Here is a 16,835-nt window from a genome sequence, read left to right as displayed (position 1 = left end):
GCTAGAACGCGCACAAGGCGGAGGCGGTTGCCGGGCGCGCGAACCAGAGCGTCGCGTGAAGGATCGTTATCAGGCTCGAGTCGCGGTTCTCGTGGCGGTGCTTCTCAACATCGTCCTGCCGCCCAAACTGGAGCTCGGCCCGGTTTGGGTGCTTTTGGTCATCGTGGCCGTGCTCTTGACGCCGCTCGTCGCGATGACCCCGGTGGGGATGCGCAACCTGCACGTCATGCGCGCCCTGACGATCGCACTCGTGGCCGCGCTCAACGTCTTCAACGTCGCCTCGGTCGTGCTCCTGATCGACGATCTCCTCAACGTACACGCACCGGCGCACGTCAACTTGAGCGCGCAACAGTTGCTCTCATCCGGCGCGGCGATTTGGATGACCAACGTGATCGTCTTCGCGCTGTGGTATTGGGAACTCGATGGCGACGGGCCGTTCGACCGCGATCGCTTTCCTTCGGCGTGCGAAACGCCCTCGATCGACTTTCTTTTTCCGCAGATGTCGATGGATCCTAACCGGATCAAAGGGGTTTCGCAAAACTGGAAGCCGATGTTTCTGGACTATCTCTACCTCTCGTTCACGAATGCGCTGGCGGTCAGTCCGACCGACGTCATGCCTCTCACTCGCACCGCGAAAATGCTGATGCTGTTGGAATCGCTCATCTCGTTCGTTACGGTTGCGTTGATCCTGGCGCGTTCGGTAAATATTTTGAGCTGACCGGATCGTCGGCGAACACTCGGTAATCGTGCGCGTAAGCCGTCGGCGGAATTTGCAAATCGCCGCGGAACGGCAGATCGAGTTCGGCGATGACGACAAAGATCGCGCCGATCACGGCGCCAAGCGCGATCGTCATGGCCAAGTGCGCGCGTACGTCGGCCACGAAGAAGAAGTACGACGAGCAAAGCGTAACCAGCGCGACGAAGAGCATCATGACCCAGAGCAGGGGCGGGACGGCTTGGCTGTTCTGGAACAGCCGGTCCTCGCGCGCATCCAACATCGCGTGGGCGTGATCGAGCGCGTCTGCTTGAGAGTTTTGCTGCGCCATCGTCGTCGGGCTGTAGGATTGCACGAGCGAAACGATCGCCATCGCCGATCGCCGAGCCGCGGGGCTCTCTCGTCCGACGCTCATGAGAGGCCACTCTTGCTTTACCACCACATTGACGTAGCGGATGATTGCGGAGCGCACTTGGTCACGCAGCGGTTCGGGAAAAACCGCGACCTCGTGATAGAGATTCGAAATCTGAGAGGCTTCGGTTTCTACGATCTGCGCGGATTGATCGTATTCTTGCCAGACGGTGACGACCATGAACGAGAGCATAACCGCCAGGATCGTGCCGAGCGCCCCCATCACCGGGCCGGCGAAGTCGTTGGCCACCGCCCGCAACCGCCCCATCCGGGGATTGCGCGCCAGCAGCAGTCCGACGGCCGCGAACGCGCTGGTGCCTCCAATGAAGAGGATGCATACGAGCCAAGCCGGGATCGAGTAGATCCATGTCATCACACGAGTCAGCACTTCCGCCAGGACGCCTTGCCGCCTGCACCGAATCGGCGGCCTGCCGTGGTTCGCGGGTATGATGTAATGGTAGCCTGCGACCTTCCCAAGGTTGACGCGTGGGTTCGATTCCCACTACCCGCTCCAGCAACCACGACACCGGATCGATTGTTTGAGCGATTGCGGCGACGTAGCCAAGTGGTAAGGCAGGGCTCTGCAAAAGCCCCATTCGGCAGTTCAAATCTGCCCGTCGCCTCCAACCTTTTATCATGCGGATAGCAGTTATAGGCGCAGGCGCGATCGGCGGATACATTGCCGCGGTGCTGGCCCGCGCCGGCGCCGACGTCGGCGTCGTCGCACGCGGCGCGCACCTCGAAGCGATACAACGTGACGGTATCGCGGTGCTTTCCAGCGACCTCGGGCAATTCACCGCTCGCGTGGAAGCAAGCGACGATCTGCGCGCGCTCGGCGGATACGACGTCGCTCTGCTCGCCTTTAAGTCGCATCAATGGCCGGCGCTGCTCCCGCAATTGGAATCCGCTGCCGCCGCCGGCACGCCGGTCGTGACGCTGCAAAACGGTGTGCCGTTTTGGTTTCGGCGCACGCCGCCGCTGCGAACCGTCGACCCCGGTGGGACAATCGGGGCCCTCTTTCCCGATGAACGCGTGATCGGCGGCGTGGTGCACGTGTCCGGGCACGTCGCTGAGCCCGGCAAGATTCGTCAGAGCGGCGGCGGCCGCTTTGTGCTCGGTGCGCTGACTCCTGTGCTCAACGACCTGCTCGCACGCCTGTCCGGCGTGATGCGTGAGGCGGGGCTGAAACCGGAAGTCGAATCCAACATCCGCCACTTCGCCTGGCTCAAACTCATCAACAATGCGAGCCTCAACCCGGTGAGCACGATCCACGAGCTCACGATCCATCAGATGCTCACCGACCCGGTAGCGCGCGAGGAAGTCCGCGCGCTCATGCTGGAGGCGGTCGCGGTCGGGCGCGCGCTCGGCGTCGTGAATGACGTCGATTTGAATGCGCGGATGGCGTACGCGCAGCGCCTGACCGACGTGCGAACCTCGATGCTGCAAGATGCGCTCGCTCACCGCCCGCTCGAACTCGACCCGATCGTCGGCGCCGTGGTGGAACTCGGCGAGGACGCCGGCGTGCCGGTGCCGCGCTTGCGTGAGGTGTACGATATCCTGCGCGCTCGTACGGCCGCGGTTTGATGAAGATCGGAGAGCTCAACGGGGTTGGACTCAAGAGCGCACCGTTCTTTCGCGAGCTCGGCATCGAAACGTCGCGCGACCTTCTCGATTATCTACCGTTCCGCTACGAAGATCTGCGCTTTCCCACGCCGGCGAATCTGCTCGGCGCGAGCGGAGGCGAGGATAACGCGGTCGGCACCGTAACGCACGTCAAAGAGCGGCGCGTGCGCGGACTCGAGATCGTCGAAGTGCGCATGCGCGACGAGGCCGGCGAGTTCGGTGCAAAGTGGATCGGACGCAACCGCTACGTCTATGGGCGTATCAAAGAAGGGATGCGGCTGTTCGTGCGCGGGCGCGTGGAACGCACGCTCGCCGGAGCGGTGATCAACGTGACGCACTATACCCAATTGCGCGAGGGCGAGAGCTATCGCGGCGAGATGGTTCCGGTTTACCGGGCGAGCAAGGATTTGACCACGCGTAAGATCGCGGCGGTCGTGCGCAAGAACCTTCCGGCGTTGCTCGAAGAGGCGGGCGAAGATCCGCTGCCGGAGGCGGTGCGCGCGAATGCGGCGTATCCTTCGCTGCGCGATTCCTACCGCGCAGTCCATGCACCGGCGACACCGGAGGAGGCCGAGCGGGCGCGCGAGCGTTTTATCTTCACGGAGTTTCTCGTGTTGGCAGCGGGCGCCCAACTTCGCCGCGCCGAGCGCGAGCGCGCGCACGACGCAAGCGCGCTGGAACGTCCGCGCGATCTGCTCGACCAATTTCAAGTTCCGCTCGATTTTCCGCTGACCGGCGCGCAGCGGCACGCGATCGACGAGATCTGGCGCGACATGACCCGCGACGTGCCGATGAACCGGTTGTTGCAGGGCGACGTCGGCAGCGGCAAGACGCTGGTTGCGGCCGCGGCAGTCGTGCTCGCTGCGCGAAACGGCATCCAATCGGCGCTGATGGCGCCGACCGAGATTCTGGCCGCGCAGCACGCAAGCAAACTCGCGCCGCTGCTCCTCCCCTTCGGCATCACGGTCGAAGCCGTATTCGGAGCGCAAGGTGCGCGCGCGCGCAACGCCGCACTCGATCGCTTGGCTAGCGGCGAGGCGCTCCTTGCGGTCGGAACACACGCGCTGCTCACCGGAAGCGTCGATTTTGCGCGCCTCGGCTTGGTCATCATCGACGAGCAGCATCGTTTCGGCGTGGAGCAGCGCGCGCGTCTGCGCGCCAAAGGCATCGCGCCCCATACCCTGCACATGACGGCGACACCGATACCGCGTACGCTCGCGCAATCGGTGTACGCCGATCTCGATCTCTCGGTCATCGACGAATTGCCGCCGGGCCGCACGCCGATCGAGACGTACGCGATTCGTACGAGCCGGCTCGAGCGCGCGTACGCATTCGTCGAAGCCAACGTCGCGCGCGGCCATCAGGCCTACATTGTGGCACCCGCGATCGACGAGGAAAGCGAGCTGACCAGCGTCATCGCCGAAAGCGAGCACCTCAAAAACGACGTCTTCCCGCAGCGGCGCATCGGAGTGGTTCACGGTCGCCTTACCAGCCGCGAGAAGGACGAGGTGATGGGGCGGTTCGTGCGCGGCGAGATCGACATCTTGCTCGCGACGACGGTGGTGGAGGTCGGCGTCGACGTTCCCAACGCATCGGTCATGGTCGTGCTCGACGCGCATCGGTACGGGCTTGCGCAGTTGCACCAATTGCGCGGCCGGATCGGACGCGGCGTGGCCAAATCGTTCTGCGTGCTGGTCTATCCCGACGAAACGGGCGAATCCGAGCGTCTTGGGATTCTAACTGAATCGACCGACGGATTTGCAATCGCCGAAGCCGACTTACGTCTGCGCGGCGCGGGTGAATTCGCCGGAACGGTTCAATCGGGCGCGGCGGATTTGTGGATCGCAGACCTCGTGCGCGACATCGAGATTTATCGCGAAGCCAGGACGCAGGCCGAGCGAATCATTGCCGGTGACCCGGCGCTTCGACGTGCCGAGCACGCCGGGCTGCGCAATTCGCTCGAACGTGCGCCGTCGACACGCGCACTCGTCCTCTCTTCCTAGATCGAAGAGGGCTAGCCGCCGCCGCGGCTAAACCGGCCCGAAAGAAGGAGAGACGTTTTGCGCACATCGTGTCTTGCCATAGTCGCTGCTATTACGGCTGCGACGTTGGCTCTCGCCGTACCGGCTGGTGCTGCTTCACTGAACGTCACCCGCGTCACGCTGCCGAATGGCTTGCGCGTGATCGTCGTGCGCGACCCGCTCGCTCCGGTGGTGAGCACGGTGCTCAACTACGAAGCCGGCTCGGACGAACAGACCGTGGCCGGCGAGGCACATGCACTCGAGCACATGATGTTTCGCGGCAGCGCGTCGCTCTCGTCCTCGCAATTGATGGACACGGTCAGCCTGACCGGCGGCGATTTCGATGCGGACACGGAAGACGCGATCACGCAATTCTTCTTTACCGTGCCCTCGCAGTATCTCGATATCGCATTGCATCTCGAGCGCTCGCGCGCGGTAGGGCTCTCGCTCGCACCCGATCAGTGGGCCTCCGAACGCCTTGCGATCACGCAAGAGGTCACGCAAGACAACAGCGACGCGATCTACCGGCTCTTCGAAAAGATGATCGGCCGCATCTTGTACGGCACGCCTTACGCCAAGAACGGGCTCGGGACCGTCTACGGTTTTGCGCATCAGGTCAGCATGCCGCTGCTGCGTCACTTCTACGATACGTGGTACCATCCGAACAATGCCGTCTACGTCATCGTCGGTGACGTCGATGGGCCGGCGACGATTGCACGCGTGAAAGCGCTATGGGACAATTTGCCGGCTGCCAAACTTCCACCCAAACCTGCGGTCGAGCTCGCGCCGGTCACGGCGAAAATCTACCGTGACTATTCCGACCAGCCGTACACGATCGTTTTGGTCGGTTATCGGCTACCGGGCTACGACAGTCCCGACTATGCCGCGTCGCAGATCTTGCAGGATGTGCTCAGCAGTCAGCGCGGCCAACTCTTCGATCTTGCGGCGTCGGGCAAAGCGCTTTACACGGGATTTCAGGCGCAGACCTTCCGCAAGGCGGCCGTGGGCCTTGCGATCGGGGTCGTTTCGGTGAGCGTGAAACCGGAAACCATCGATCGTGAGATGCGTGAGGTGATCGACGACTACCGCGAGACCGGCGTTCCGTCCGATCTCGTCGAGGCGGCAAAGCGTCGCGAGATCGCGCAGCTCGAATTCAACGGCAACTCGATCGAGGACTTGGCTTTCGAGTGGAGTCAGGCCGTCGCGGTGCAGGGACTCTCTTCGCCCGACGATATGGAGGGCGCATTCGCGCGCGTCACCACCGCCGACGTGAACCGCGTGCTGCGCAGGTATCTCGACAACGCCGACGCCGTGGCGGCGTACGCCGTGCCCAAGAACAGCGGCGCGATGAGCGCCGGCGGCGGGGGACCGGGCAAAGAGAACAACATGGTGCCGCCCAAGACGCATCAGCCGCTCCCGGCGTGGGCGCAGAGCGTTTTGAAAAACCTCAACGTGCCGGCGCAGACGCTCGATCCGACCTCGACCACGCTGCCGAACGGCATTCGCTTGATCGTGCAGCCCGAGTCGATCACGAAGACGGTCGTGGTAAGCGGGCAGATCGAGAACGATCCGTTCGTGCAAGAGCCGGCCGATCGGCGCGGCGTCAACGAGATCACGACCGGCCTCTTCCCCTACGGTACGACGACCTATGACCGCATAGCGTATCAGGCGCAGCTGGACACGATCGCGGCGAGCGTCAGCGCGGGTACCGATTTCGGTCTCGACGTGCTTTCGAAGGACTTCGATCGCGGCGTGCAACTGCTTGCCGACGACGAACTCCATCCGGCGTTCGACAGCAAGAGCTTTGCAATCGTGAAAAGCCAGCTGGTCGGACAGATGCAAGGCGAGGTCACCTCGCCCGACTATCTCGCGCAAGTCGCGCTCAGCGACGCGCTTTATCCGCCCGGCGATCCGTTCCGCAATTTCGAGACCGTCAAGAGCGTCAGCGCGGTGACGCTGGACGACGTGAAGGCGTGGTACGCCGCCGCCTATCGACCCGACCTGACCACGATCGTCGTGATCGGCGACGTCACGCCCGATGCGGCCCGCGCCGTCGTCGAAAAGTACTTCGGCGGATGGACGGCAAACGGGCCGAAGCCGCAAACACAGCCCTCGCCGGTACCGTTGAACGAGGTGGCGCAGGTCGTCGTTCCGGCGCAGGGGCGCGTCCAATCCTCGGTGGAGTTGGTCGAACTCAACGACCTGCGCCGCTCCGATCCCTCGTGGGCGGCATTGCAGGTAGCGAACACTGCGCTCACCGGCGGTTTCTACTCCTCAATTCTCTATCACGACCTGCGTGAGGTTCACGGCTACGCGTACTCGGTCGGAAGCTCGATACTCGCGGGCAAGACGCGCTCGAGTTTTAGCGTGCGCTACGCGTGCGATCCGAAAAACATCGTGCCGGCCGAAGAAGCGGTGATCGCCGACCTCGAGCGTATGCAAACCACGCCGCTCACCAAGGAAGAACTCCTGCGCGCCAAAGCGCTCCTGCTCGGCGGCGTGCCGATCCAGCAGGCAAGTTACGACGGCGTGACCTCGCTGCTCTTGAGCTACGCGAGCCATGGGTTGCCGCTCGATCAATACGAGAGCGACGCGCACGCCTTTCTCGCGACGACCGCGGCACAGGTGCGGGCGGCGTTCGCGAAGTGGATTCGCCCGAACGGATTCGTCCGCATCGTTACGGGTCCCGGACCGAAGTGAGTTTGCGCGGTTGTGCGGTGGGGTTTGACATCGATCACACGCTGTGCATCGACAACAAGCTCGAGCGGGTGGTCTTTCTCCATCTGCTCGATCGCATCGTCCTCGAGGGCGGACGCCCGCTCGGCAGTCAGGCGCGGGAGAGCGAACGCATCGACGATCTGCTCGCGTTCTCGCGCGGGGGCGGTTGCACGATCGAGGAGGCCGTGCGCCGTTTCGTCGACGAGCGCGGCGTCAAGGCGAGGGACGAACACGTCGCCGGTTTCAAACGGATGGCGCTGGCGATGGCCGAGAGCTTCGTCGTGCCCGACCCCTTCGCGCGTTCGACGGTTGCGACGTTGGAGAGCATGGGCGTTCGGCTGGCGGTGCTCAGCAACGGCTGGAACCCCCTCCAAGAGGTCAAGGCGCGCCGCGCCGGATTCGGCGGACCGGTTCTAGCCAGCGCCGAACTCGGACATCAAAAGCCGCACCCGGCAGCCTTCGCCGAGCTGACGCGCGAACTCGGCGTCGACCCCACGCGTTGTTTCTACATCGGCGACGACCCGCGCGCCGACGTTTACGGGGCACTGCAGGCGGGGTTGCGGGCGGTTTGGCTGGATCACGAAGGGAAGACCTATCCGCCGGACTTGCCGGCGCCGGCCTATGTCGTTCACTCGCTGGAGGAGGTTCCGGCGTTGGTTGCTGCGGAGGCATGCGTTTGAGTCCAAAGATCACCGGCGGCGAACTCGGGAGCCGAAAGCTGCGCTCTCCCAAAGGAATGAACGTTCGCCCGACGCCCGGTCGCGTCAAAGAGTCGCTCTTTTCGATCCTGATGCATCGGATCGACGGTGCGAACGTGCTCGACCTCTTTGCCGGAACCGGCGCGATCGGCTTTGAGGCCGCGTCGCGCGGCGCTGCGCGCGTGGTCAGCGTGGAAGGCCACCGCGAGACCGCGCAAGCGATCGAGGAAGCGGCGCGAACGCTCGAGGTCGACGATCGCGTGAGCGTCGTCGCCGCGCCGGTCGAACGCGCGCTCTACCGTATCGAAGGGCCGTTCGACATCGTCTACCTCGATCCACCCTACGCGGGCGACGTGCCGCTGCAGATCTTCCGGCTGCTACTCGAGCGCTCGCTGCTCGCACCCGATGCGGTCGTCGTCTACGAACATGCCGCGAAACGAATTCTTCCGGACATACCGGGGTATCGCTCGACGCGCGAAGAAGTATACGGCGATGTCGCTTTGGCATTTCTTTCGCCCCAGCACGCGAACGCGTAAGGGGCAGCGCGGCGGTTGAGTCCGCGGGCCACGCGGGCAATCTACCCCGGATCGTTCGATCCACCAACGAACGGTCACCTCGACGTCATCGAACGCGCCGCCGGCGCCTTCGGTGAAGTCATCGTCGCCGTCGTCGTCAATCCACAAAAACGCGATCCGATGTTCACGCTCGGCGAACGCGAGCACATGCTCCGCGAATGCATCGCGCATCTGCCGAACGTCCGCGTCGACCATTTTCGCGGATTGCTGGCGGATTTCGTCAAAGCGCAAGGAGCCGACGTGATCGTCAAAGGACTTCGCGTCGTCTCGGACTTCGAAACCGAGATGTCGACCGCACTCATGAACCGGTCGCTCTCCAACGTCGATACGCTCTTTCTGATGTCGGATGCTCGGTATTCATTCGTCAGCTCGAGCCTCGTCAAAGAAGTCTTCTTTCTCGGCGGTGACGTCGCGCCGTTCGTGCCGCAACCGGTGCTGAACGTCATGTCGACGAAGCGGTCCGCTCTCAAACAAGCATAACGGAGGTTTGTACATGTCGGTCTATCGCGTGTTGGACAAGCTCGAGAGCTACGTGCACGAGGGAACCTGGCTTCCCGCCGGATACCGTATTCTCTCCGAGGAACGCCTCCTTGAGTTCGTGGAGAAGATCCGTTCCACGCTGCCCAAGGAAGTGGGGCGCGCGCAGATCATTGCCAAGGATCAGGAACGCGTGATGCGTGCCGCGCAAGAAAAAGCCGAAGGGCTCGTTGACGAGCACGAGATCGTGCAGCGCGCGCGCACCACCGCCGAAGTGGTGCTGCGCGAAGCGGAAGAACGCGCGCGTAAGATTCGCGAGGGCGCGGATCATTACGCCGCGCAGCTGCTCGCCGAAATCGAGAGCCGGCTGGCGGTCGCGATCGGCTCGATCCAGAAGGGCCGGGCAACGCTTGCGAACGCACCCAAGCCGTCGGCAGCTCCGCAGCAACAGCCGCTCGCGGACGCGGCCGCACGAAGCAAACGAGCGGCCTTCGACTTACAGGCGCCGCAAGAAACCAAGGAGCTCGAATCGGTCGACGCATAGCGCTGGAATGGGTACACGCTAGGCATGAAACGACTACTCGGACTCCTCCTCATGCTCGGCGTGACCGCTCTCCCGGCGCTTGCCGCTAACGGCGGCGTGAGCGGAAAGGTCGTCGATGCGAACGGGCACCCCGTTGCGGGCGTGCATGTCGCAATTTTTGCGCTTCCGTTGAAGCGGACCAACCTCGCGATCGCGACCTTGACGACCGATCGCCACGGATCGTTTACCGATCTCGCGCTCGAACCGGGACCCTACGTGGTTTCGAGCATCGTCTCGCGCGAGCGCTCGGGCTGCGAGCTTGGCCGCGTCTTCGATGGAGCCGTCACCCGCATGACGCTTCACCTCGGGTCGAAGCCGACGTGCACCGGTCCGCGCTTTCACACCGCCATCGTCAATCCGGCGCTTACGGCCGACGAGAACGTGATCCGCTAGCGCGCTCGAGCTCGAGCAGCGCGCGCTTGCGTTCCGGCTTCCACCGGTAGCCGCCGACGCCGCCTCGGGCAGGTACGACGCGATGACATGGAATGAGCAGCGCGACCGGATTCGCGGCGCACGCGCGAGCTACGGCTCGCGCTGCCGATTTGGATCCAATCGCGCGCGCGAGCTCCGCGTATTGGATCGTGTTGCCGGGGGTGAGGGTGCGAAGCGCTTCCCACACGCGCGTTTGGAACGCCGTTCCACGAACGTCGATCGGAAGCAGCGGCCACGGGCGCTCGTTCGCGAGATACGCGACGATCCGCGAGGTCGCGCTCTCGAGGGCGTCTTCCGTGCGCTCGAGCCGTGCCGATGCGAATGCCTCGCTCAGGCGAGCGATCAACTCGTCGTCGCGCTCGCCGATGTCGACCCGGCAGATTCCGCGCTCCGTCGAGGCGACAAGCACGCGTCCGAGCGTCGAGTCGACGATTGCGTAGTGAATCGTTTCGCCGCGGCCGCGATCGCGTAGGGTTGAGGGCGTCATGCCCAAGCGCGCGGGCACGCGATCATAGGCCGTCGTCGAGGAACCGTAGCCGGCATCATAAATCGCGGCAGTGATCGAGGGCGCGGCATGGATCAGCCGGCGTAACCGCTCTTCGCGACGCAAGCGCGCGTAGCGCCGCGGCGAGAGGCCGATCACCTTCGTAAACGTTCGCTGCAGATGCGCGGGACTCAATCCGACGGCTTGCGCGAGCCGCGCGAGCGTGAGCGGTTCGTCGGCGGAATCGAGTAGACGGCACGCGTGCAAAATCCGTTCGTCGAGCGCGGGTTGTTCGTCGGGGCGACACCGTCGGCACGGCCGGAAGCCCGCCTCGCGCGCCGATTGCGCGTTCTCGAAGGAGCGCACGTTCTGCGCAAGCGGCGTTCGGCTCGGGCAACCCCTGCGGCAATAGATTCCGGTAGTGATCACGGCATAGATTGGCCCCACGTTCATGCGCGTACTACCTTGAAATCGAAGCAGGTGTAACTCCGATGGCGTACGTGCAGCTCGGCGATGTGCTGGTCGGTGAGGAAGGCGGCCGCGATGGTTTCGAGCGTACCGGGCGCAGCGATTGCGGCGTCGGCGATGCGGCCTTCGCGATCATAAGCGCGAACCACCAGTTCGCGATCGGCGAAATCGCGCGGAAACTGCCGCGCGTCGTGCGGCCTGCATGCGTGCGCGTGAATGAAGATGGGTCCGATCTCCGCGTACGGGTTGCGGTCCTCCAGCGGCTGGTACGAGAGCAAGATCAAATCTTCGGATTCCTTCGAAATGCGTAGACACGAACGGCACGGAGCTTGGTTCCGTTCGATCCGGAGCGTGTGACCGAAACGATCGCGCAAGCTCGTTCGTGCTTCGTGCGCAACCTCGTCGGAAATGGGCAGATAGAGCATGCCTCGAGGATAGGGCGCCGCAAGGTCGCGGACCACCGGAATCATGCGCTATAATTCCGCCGTTACCGCCGCGGTTTAAACCGGCGGCGCTTGGACGTTGTGCGCGAAGGCTTCGAGGCGCGCGCGATCGATGGCGCGCACCCGTCCGCGGTCGAGCTCAACCGCGTGCGCATTTTTCAAACGCAACAGCGCGCGCGCAGCCATGTCGCGGACGGTTCCGGCCGCCGCGGCGATCTGGGCTTGCGAGAGGCTCTCGACGCCGGGCAGGCCGCGGGTCATGCCGACCGACGTGCGCGCGTACCCCAATAAGAACTTCGCGACGCGCTGCAAGACGTGCGCGAACGCCAGATCGGCGATCGTGTCGATCGAACGGCGGCGCGCTTGCGAGCTTGCGATCAGGAATCCGAGGGCGAGTTCGGCGTCGTTGCGGATCGCGTGCATCACCGCCTCACTCGGGAGCGTGACCACGGTCGCGTCGGTCAACGCCTCGGCGCGTGTGGTTGCGCCGCCGCCGTCGAACGTCCCGCTCTCGTTGAGCGTGTCGTGGGTGAGGCGCTCGCCGATCGTATGCGTCTTGCCGTCGGGAGAGAGCAACGTATAAATGACTTTGCCGCTCCGGACGATGCCGAGATACGGCCAGATCTCGCCTTCGTCGAAAATGGTGTCGCCCGACTTATAGCTGCGCTCGCTCATCTGATTGGCCAGCTCTTTCACCGTGCTGGCCTTGGCTTGAGTGAATTGCGGCACGTGAGCGAGAAATGTCTCGCCGTCGGCGTGCTCGTCGATGCGTTCGAGCCGAATCGTCCACCGGTTGCTGCCCAGATTGCGCGCATCCCACGAAAACCGGCCCGAGCGCAGCTGCGTCATCTCGTTGCGGAGCGCGCGCGGGTCGCTCTCTTCGTTGATCTCGAGTGCCCCGCCCATCGCAAGGCGATCGAATGCATCGAGGATCTGCTCGGTCTTCGTCGCAGGCGGGAGCGACCGGGCATCCAGCGTGATCGCGGCGGACCGATTCATTGGCATGACCCGCGAAGGTTAGGAGGGCAGGCGCGGAATACCTCCGGGCCATGACCACCACACCCAACGACTCCGACATCGTCATCATCGCCGGTGCCCGCACGCCCTTCGGGAACCTGGGCGGAGTGCTGGCGGATCTGACCGCCACCGACCTCGGCGTCGCCGCCGCGCAGGCTGCTATCGGACGCAGCGGCGTACCCACGGAGCGAATCGACGAGGTCGTTTTCGGCAACGTCATCCAATCGAGCGTCGATGCCGCCTATCTCGCGCGCCACATCGGTTTGCGCGCCGGCGTTCCGGTCGGCGTTCCGGCGCTTACCCTCAACCGGCTGTGCGGTTCGGGTTTGGAGGCGATCCTCTCCGCCGCGCGCTCGCTCCGCCTCGGCGAAGCGACCTATGCGCTCGCGGGCGGCACCGAAAATATGAGCCAGGCGCCCCACGTCGTGCGCGGCGCGCGCAAGGGCTTCGCGTTCGGCGCCAGCGTGCAGTTCGAAGACTCGCTCTGGAGCGCGCTGACCGACACGTATATTCCGGCGCCGATGGCCGTTACCGCGGAGAACCTCGCGAAGAAGTACGGAATCGAGCGCGAGGAGTGCGACGAATTCGCATTGGCCAGTCAAACGAACGCGTTGGAGGCGCAGTCGAACGGCTACTTCGCGAACGAGATTACGCCGGTGAGCGTGCCGGGACCGAAAGGCACCCAGAGCGTCATTGAAAAGGACGAGGGCCCGCGCGCGGGACTCTCGATGGAGCGGCTCGGGAAACTGCCGGCACGCTTCGTCAAAGACGGCGTGGTCACGCCCGGCAACGCGAGCGGCATCACCGACGGCGCCGCGGCCGTCGTACTCAGCACGGTGAAGCAAGCCAAGGCCGACGGGCTTTCGTGGATCGGGCGCCTGACCGGGGCGAGCGTGGTCGGCGTCGATCCCGCAACGATGGGGCTGGGACCGGCCGTCGCGATTCCCAAAGCGCTGCAGCGCGCCGGCATCGCCGAGAAAGATCTCGGCGTGATGGAAATCAACGAGGCCTTCGCACCGCAAGTGCTCGCCTGTCTGCGCGAGATGGGCACCAATGGCGTACGTCTGAATCCGCACGGCGGTGCGATCTCGCTCGGTCATCCGCTCGGCGCGTCGGGCGCGCGCATCGCGCTCACGGCGCTCAACGATCTGCGCGCACGCGGCGGCGGCTACGGCGTCGCGGCGGCGTGCATCGGCGGAGGACAGGGCATCGCGGCGGTTCTTCTCGTCGAATAAGTGGGGACGTCTCTTCGACGTCCTCGCGCTCTGCGTCGTCGCGTTCGTGGCGTGGAAGATCTTCTTCGCGCCGCGCGCGCTCAGTCTCGCCAAGGCCTACCCCGCGCCGCGCATCGCCTACCCGAAACTCGGCGGGGGGACTTTTCGCATCAGCGACGAGCGCGGGCACGTGACGTTTTTGGATTTCTACGCCTCATGGTGCGAGCCGTGCCGGCTCGAGGCGCCGCTGATCCAACAGTATGCACGGGCGCATCCGAAGGTCGCGATCGTGCCGATCGACGTCGGCGAGCCGGCCGGCGTGGCCGCTAAATTCGCGCAACGCTTTCATATCGCGCACGTCGTGCTCGATCCCACCTCGAGTTCGCAGGGCTTTTTTCAGATCGAAGGTTTTCCTACGATCGTCGTGATCGATCCGCAAGGACGCATCCGCGCCACCTGGGCCGGCTTCAACCCGGCGATCGAACTCGCGATGGCGCACGCGGTGCGGACGCTGCAATGATCTAGGGCGGCCAGACACAGCGTCGCGCGCACGAACATTTACACGCCCTTCCAGACCGGTTTGCGCTTTTCGAGGAACGCGCCGGTGCCTTCTTTGGCGTCCTGGGTGTCGATCAGCGTCCCGAACTCGAGCGCCTCGAGCTCGAGCGCGTCGTCGATCGCGAGATGTGCGCCGCCGTTGATCGCGCGTTTGCACGCCGCGATCGCGAGCGGCGCCTTGGCGGCGATCGCGTTGCCGATACGCTTGGCTTCATTGATCAGGTCGCCCGGCGGGACAACCCTCTCGACCAACCCAACGCGCAGCGCCTCGCGCGCGTCGATCATCTCGCCGGTGAGGCACAGATACATCGCCATGCCCTTGCCGGCGAGCCGGGTCGTCCGCTGGGAGCCGCCGTAGCCCGGCATGATACCCAAATTGACCTCGGGCTGGCCGAACTTCGCGCTTTCGCTCGCGATCCGGATGTCGCCCGACATCGCCAGTTCGCACCCGCCGCCGAGCGCGAAGCCGTTCACCGCCATGATTACCGGCGTGCGCGAGCGCTCGATCTGACGCGTGATCGATTGGCCCAAGCGCGCCTGATCGGCGCCGGCGGTCGCGCTCGACAGCGCGTTCAACTCGCCGATGTCGGCGCCGGCCGCGAACGCCTTCTCCCCCGTGCCGGTAACCACGATCGCGCGCACGTCGGCGTTGCGCTCGAGTTCGAGCAAGGCAAACGAAAGTTCAGCCAAGAGTTTACCGTTGAGTGCGTTGAGCACGTCCGGCCGGTTGAGCGTAATGATACCGATGGCGCCGTCTTTGTCGACCAGAATGTGCTCGAAGATCGTCTCACTCATAATCGTAGAAGCCCTTTCCGGTCTTGCGGCCGAAGCGCCCGGCCAACACCATTCGTTTGAGCAGCGGCGGCGCCGCCATCGCCGGATCTTTGAATTCGTCGAACATGATCTGTGCGATGTAGTACGTCGTATCGAGTCCGACGAAATCCAGCAACTCGAACGGCCCCATCGGATATCCGCAGCCGAGCTTCATGCCCGCATCGATATCCTCTTTGCTGGCAACGCCGTCTTCGTAACATCGGATGGCGTAAAGCAGATACGGAATCAACAAGCGATTGACGACGAAGCCCGGCGTGTCTTGAGCGAGGATCGGTTCTTTCCCAAGCTTCTTGGCAAAGGTGAAGAGCGTATCGACGACCTCTTGCGCGGTTGCGATCGACTTGACCACCTCGACCAGCTTCATGATCGGAACGGGATTGAAAAAATGCAGCCCGGCAAATCGATTCGGGCGCTTGGTCTTGGCGGCCAGCTCGATCACGCACAGGCTCGAGGTGTTGGTGCAGATGATAGCCTGGGGCTCGAGCAGCGCGTCGAGTTGCGCGAAGAGCTTGGCCTTTACCTCGACGTTCTCGACGATCGCCTCCACGATCAAATCGCAGCCGGCCATGTCGTCGACCTTGGTTGTCGGCTTGATCCGGGCAAGCGCGGCGTCGCGCTCGCTTTGCGGTAATTTGCCCTTTTCCACGAATTTATCGAGCGATTTGGTGATGCCGGCGACGCCGCGGCGAAGAGGCTCGTCTGCCACCTCCATCATCACCACGCTGAATCCCGCCGCCGCGCAGGTTTGCGCGATGCCGCTGCCCATCAAGCCGGCCCCGCAGACGCCGACGCTGCGAATTTCAGACACTTGTCATCTCCTCCAGATTATCGTTTGATAAAGAGCGCAGGGGCTTTCTCTGCCTTGCGGTAGACTTACCTCCGCCTTACAAATTTGCCATTGCCGCTGGGAGGAGTGCGTAAAGGTGCGGACCGCCTATCACGAGGCACTCGAGGCGAGTCGACTCGACGTCGTTCGCTTGGGTGCGCTCTGCGGCGACGCCATTCGTGTTGCCGTCGAATCGCTCGAACGGCGCGACGCGACCGCGGGTGCGCGCGTCGTGGCGGGCGATGACGCGATCGACGATTTGCGACGCCGAATCGAATCGCACTGCATCGAACTGATCTGGCGCCAGCAGCCCGTCGCCGGCGAACTGCGCGAGATCGCGGCAATGCTCGAAATCGCAACCGACCTCGAGCGGGTCGGCGACTACGCGGTCGACATCGCCAAGAACGCGATCAAGCTCGCCGACCAGTCGCTGCGTCCCACGCGGGTCGAGGTCGATCGCATCGCGGGCGTGGCGCACGGGATGCTGCTCGACGCGATGCGCGCCTACACCGAACGCGATGCGAACTTGGCGAGCGAAGTCATCGACCGCGACGACGAGGTCGATAAGCTCTACAAACGCAGCATCAAGCTTTTGCAAGAAGAAATGCAGCAGGATCCGGAACTCGTACGATCCGGCACGCGCTATCTCTTCGTTTTGGCCTCGCTTGAACGCGTAGGCGATCGCGCCGGCAACATCGCCTGGCACACGAAGGACATGATCGGCCCGCAGTGACACCT

The 16,835-nt window shown here is 64.1% G+C and carries 18 protein-coding genes and 2 tRNA genes; 14 read left to right on the top strand and 6 right to left on the bottom strand.

The window, feature by feature from the left end; genetic code table 11:
* Positions 1-55: 55 nt before the first annotated feature.
* Positions 56-718, top strand: coding sequence for a hypothetical protein (locus VMF11_10060; GenBank protein ID HTU70650.1), 663 nt, complete (start codon positions 56-58; stop codon positions 716-718).
* Here VMF11_10060 and VMF11_10055 read toward each other — a convergent pair.
* Positions 672-1,499, bottom strand: coding sequence for a DUF4239 domain-containing protein (locus tag VMF11_10055; GenBank protein HTU70649.1), 828 nt, complete (start codon positions 1,497-1,499; stop codon positions 672-674). The two genes, VMF11_10060 and VMF11_10055, sit on opposite strands and share 47 nt — an antisense overlap.
* A 67-nt stretch (positions 1,500-1,566) precedes the next feature.
* On the opposite strand from VMF11_10055, the gene VMF11_10050 reads away from it, so the two are divergent.
* The 10 genes from VMF11_10050 to VMF11_10005 all read left to right on the top strand — a co-directional run bounded on the left by VMF11_10050 (position 1,567) and on the right by VMF11_10005 (position 10,214).
* Positions 1,567-1,640: transfer RNA gene (locus tag VMF11_10050), tRNA-Gly, on the top strand.
* Between the two features lie 37 nt (positions 1,641-1,677).
* Positions 1,678-1,752: transfer RNA gene (locus tag VMF11_10045), tRNA-Cys, on the top strand.
* Positions 1,753-1,762: 10 nt separating this feature from the next.
* Complete coding sequence (locus VMF11_10040) at positions 1,763-2,710, top strand: 2-dehydropantoate 2-reductase (protein ID HTU70648.1); 948 nt, start codon at positions 1,763-1,765, stop codon at positions 2,708-2,710.
* Positions 2,710-4,752: an ATP-dependent DNA helicase RecG gene (gene recG / locus VMF11_10035; protein HTU70647.1), complete on the top strand. Its 2,043-nt coding sequence runs from the start codon at positions 2,710-2,712 to the stop codon at positions 4,750-4,752. Before VMF11_10040 ends, recG begins: the two co-directional genes overlap by 1 nt.
* 105 nt (positions 4,753-4,857) lie before the next feature.
* Positions 4,858-7,470, top strand: coding sequence for a pitrilysin family protein (locus VMF11_10030; GenBank protein HTU70646.1), 2,613 nt, complete (start codon positions 4,858-4,860; stop codon positions 7,468-7,470).
* 17 nt (positions 7,471-7,487) lie between these two features.
* Positions 7,488-8,168 (top strand): HAD family hydrolase, encoded by a 681-nt coding sequence (locus tag VMF11_10025; protein ID HTU70645.1) that lies wholly within the window; start codon positions 7,488-7,490, stop codon positions 8,166-8,168.
* On the top strand, positions 8,165-8,722 hold the full coding sequence (gene rsmD / locus VMF11_10020) for a 16S rRNA (guanine(966)-N(2))-methyltransferase RsmD (GenBank protein HTU70644.1): 558 nt from the start codon (positions 8,165-8,167) through the stop codon (positions 8,720-8,722). The genes VMF11_10025 and rsmD overlap by 4 nt, the downstream gene beginning before the upstream one ends.
* A 15-nt stretch (positions 8,723-8,737) precedes the next feature.
* Positions 8,738-9,241 (top strand): pantetheine-phosphate adenylyltransferase, encoded by a 504-nt coding sequence (gene coaD / locus VMF11_10015; GenBank protein HTU70643.1) that lies wholly within the window; start codon positions 8,738-8,740, stop codon positions 9,239-9,241.
* A gap of 13 nt (positions 9,242-9,254) precedes the next feature.
* Entirely contained in the window at positions 9,255-9,782 is a 528-nt protein-coding gene (locus VMF11_10010) for a hypothetical protein (protein HTU70642.1), read from the top strand.
* A gap of 24 nt (positions 9,783-9,806) precedes the next feature.
* Positions 9,807-10,214, top strand: a complete 408-nt coding sequence (locus VMF11_10005; protein HTU70641.1) for a carboxypeptidase-like regulatory domain-containing protein — start codon at positions 9,807-9,809, stop codon at positions 10,212-10,214.
* Here the strand turns inward: VMF11_10005 and VMF11_10000 are convergent.
* Genes VMF11_10000 through VMF11_09990 form a run of 3 tightly spaced genes read right to left on the bottom strand, consistent with a single transcriptional unit; the run spans position 10,186 to position 12,647 of the window.
* Complete coding sequence (locus VMF11_10000; protein ID HTU70640.1) at positions 10,186-11,190, bottom strand: methylated-DNA--[protein]-cysteine S-methyltransferase; 1,005 nt, start codon at positions 11,188-11,190, stop codon at positions 10,186-10,188. The two genes, VMF11_10005 and VMF11_10000, sit on opposite strands and share 29 nt — an antisense overlap.
* Positions 11,187-11,675 (bottom strand): DUF1203 domain-containing protein, encoded by a 489-nt coding sequence (locus tag VMF11_09995; GenBank protein ID HTU70639.1) that lies wholly within the window; start codon positions 11,673-11,675, stop codon positions 11,187-11,189. The genes VMF11_10000 and VMF11_09995 overlap by 4 nt, the downstream gene beginning before the upstream one ends.
* Before the next feature lie 30 nt (positions 11,676-11,705).
* A complete protein-coding gene (locus VMF11_09990) occupies positions 11,706-12,647 on the bottom strand; it encodes a DUF2249 domain-containing protein (protein ID HTU70638.1) in 942 nt (313 codons plus the stop codon).
* 50 nt (positions 12,648-12,697) lie between these two features.
* Between VMF11_09990 and VMF11_09985 the strand changes: the two genes are divergently transcribed.
* Complete coding sequence (locus VMF11_09985) at positions 12,698-13,900, top strand: acetyl-CoA C-acyltransferase (protein ID HTU70637.1); 1,203 nt, start codon at positions 12,698-12,700, stop codon at positions 13,898-13,900.
* 46 nt (positions 13,901-13,946) lie between these two features.
* Positions 13,947-14,399: a TlpA disulfide reductase family protein gene (locus VMF11_09980; protein HTU70636.1), complete on the top strand. Its 453-nt coding sequence runs from the start codon at positions 13,947-13,949 to the stop codon at positions 14,397-14,399.
* Between the two features lie 38 nt (positions 14,400-14,437).
* On the opposite strand, the gene VMF11_09975 is transcribed toward VMF11_09980, so the two are convergent.
* Both VMF11_09975 and VMF11_09970 read right to left on the bottom strand, forming a co-directional pair.
* A complete protein-coding gene (locus tag VMF11_09975) occupies positions 14,438-15,232 on the bottom strand; it encodes an enoyl-CoA hydratase-related protein (protein ID HTU70635.1) in 795 nt (264 codons plus the stop codon).
* Positions 15,225-16,079, bottom strand: coding sequence for a 3-hydroxybutyryl-CoA dehydrogenase (locus VMF11_09970; GenBank protein HTU70634.1), 855 nt, complete (start codon positions 16,077-16,079; stop codon positions 15,225-15,227). Before VMF11_09970 ends, VMF11_09975 begins: the two co-directional genes overlap by 8 nt.
* Before the next feature lie 115 nt (positions 16,080-16,194).
* Between VMF11_09970 and phoU the strand changes: the two genes are divergently transcribed.
* Positions 16,195-16,830: a phosphate signaling complex protein PhoU gene (gene phoU, locus VMF11_09965; GenBank protein ID HTU70633.1), complete on the top strand. Its 636-nt coding sequence runs from the start codon at positions 16,195-16,197 to the stop codon at positions 16,828-16,830.
* The last annotated feature ends 5 nt before the right edge of the window (positions 16,831-16,835 follow it).

The organism is Candidatus Baltobacteraceae bacterium (genome assembly GCA_035502855.1).
Taxonomy (GTDB): Bacteria; Vulcanimicrobiota; Vulcanimicrobiia; order Vulcanimicrobiales; family Vulcanimicrobiaceae; genus Aquilonibacter.
The sequence above is the reverse complement of the archived record's forward strand: the minus strand, read 5'-3'. Positions and strand labels throughout refer to the sequence as shown.

Bases quoted from the DNA above. Each gene is read 5' to 3' on its own strand.
- VMF11_10055 (HTU70649.1), bottom strand. From the start codon at position 1,499: ATGACATGGATCTACTCGATCCCGGCTTGGCTCGTATGCATCCTCTTC.
- VMF11_10040 (HTU70648.1), top strand. From the start codon at position 1,763: ATGCGGATAGCAGTTATAGGCGCAGGCGCGATCGGCGGATACATTGCC.
- recG (HTU70647.1), top strand. From the start codon at position 2,710: ATGAAGATCGGAGAGCTCAACGGGGTTGGACTCAAGAGCGCACCGTTC.
- VMF11_10010 (HTU70642.1), top strand. From the start codon at position 9,255: ATGTCGGTCTATCGCGTGTTGGACAAGCTCGAGAGCTACGTGCACGAG.
- VMF11_10005 (HTU70641.1), top strand. From the start codon at position 9,807: ATGAAACGACTACTCGGACTCCTCCTCATGCTCGGCGTGACCGCTCTC.
- VMF11_10000 (HTU70640.1), bottom strand. From the start codon at position 11,190: ATGAACGTGGGGCCAATCTATGCCGTGATCACTACCGGAATCTATTGC.
- VMF11_09995 (HTU70639.1), bottom strand. From the start codon at position 11,675: ATGATTCCGGTGGTCCGCGACCTTGCGGCGCCCTATCCTCGAGGCATG.
- VMF11_09990 (HTU70638.1), bottom strand. From the start codon at position 12,647: ATGAATCGGTCCGCCGCGATCACGCTGGATGCCCGGTCGCTCCCGCCT.
- VMF11_09985 (HTU70637.1), top strand. From the start codon at position 12,698: ATGACCACCACACCCAACGACTCCGACATCGTCATCATCGCCGGTGCC.
- VMF11_09975 (HTU70635.1), bottom strand. From the start codon at position 15,232: ATGAGTGAGACGATCTTCGAGCACATTCTGGTCGACAAAGACGGCGCC.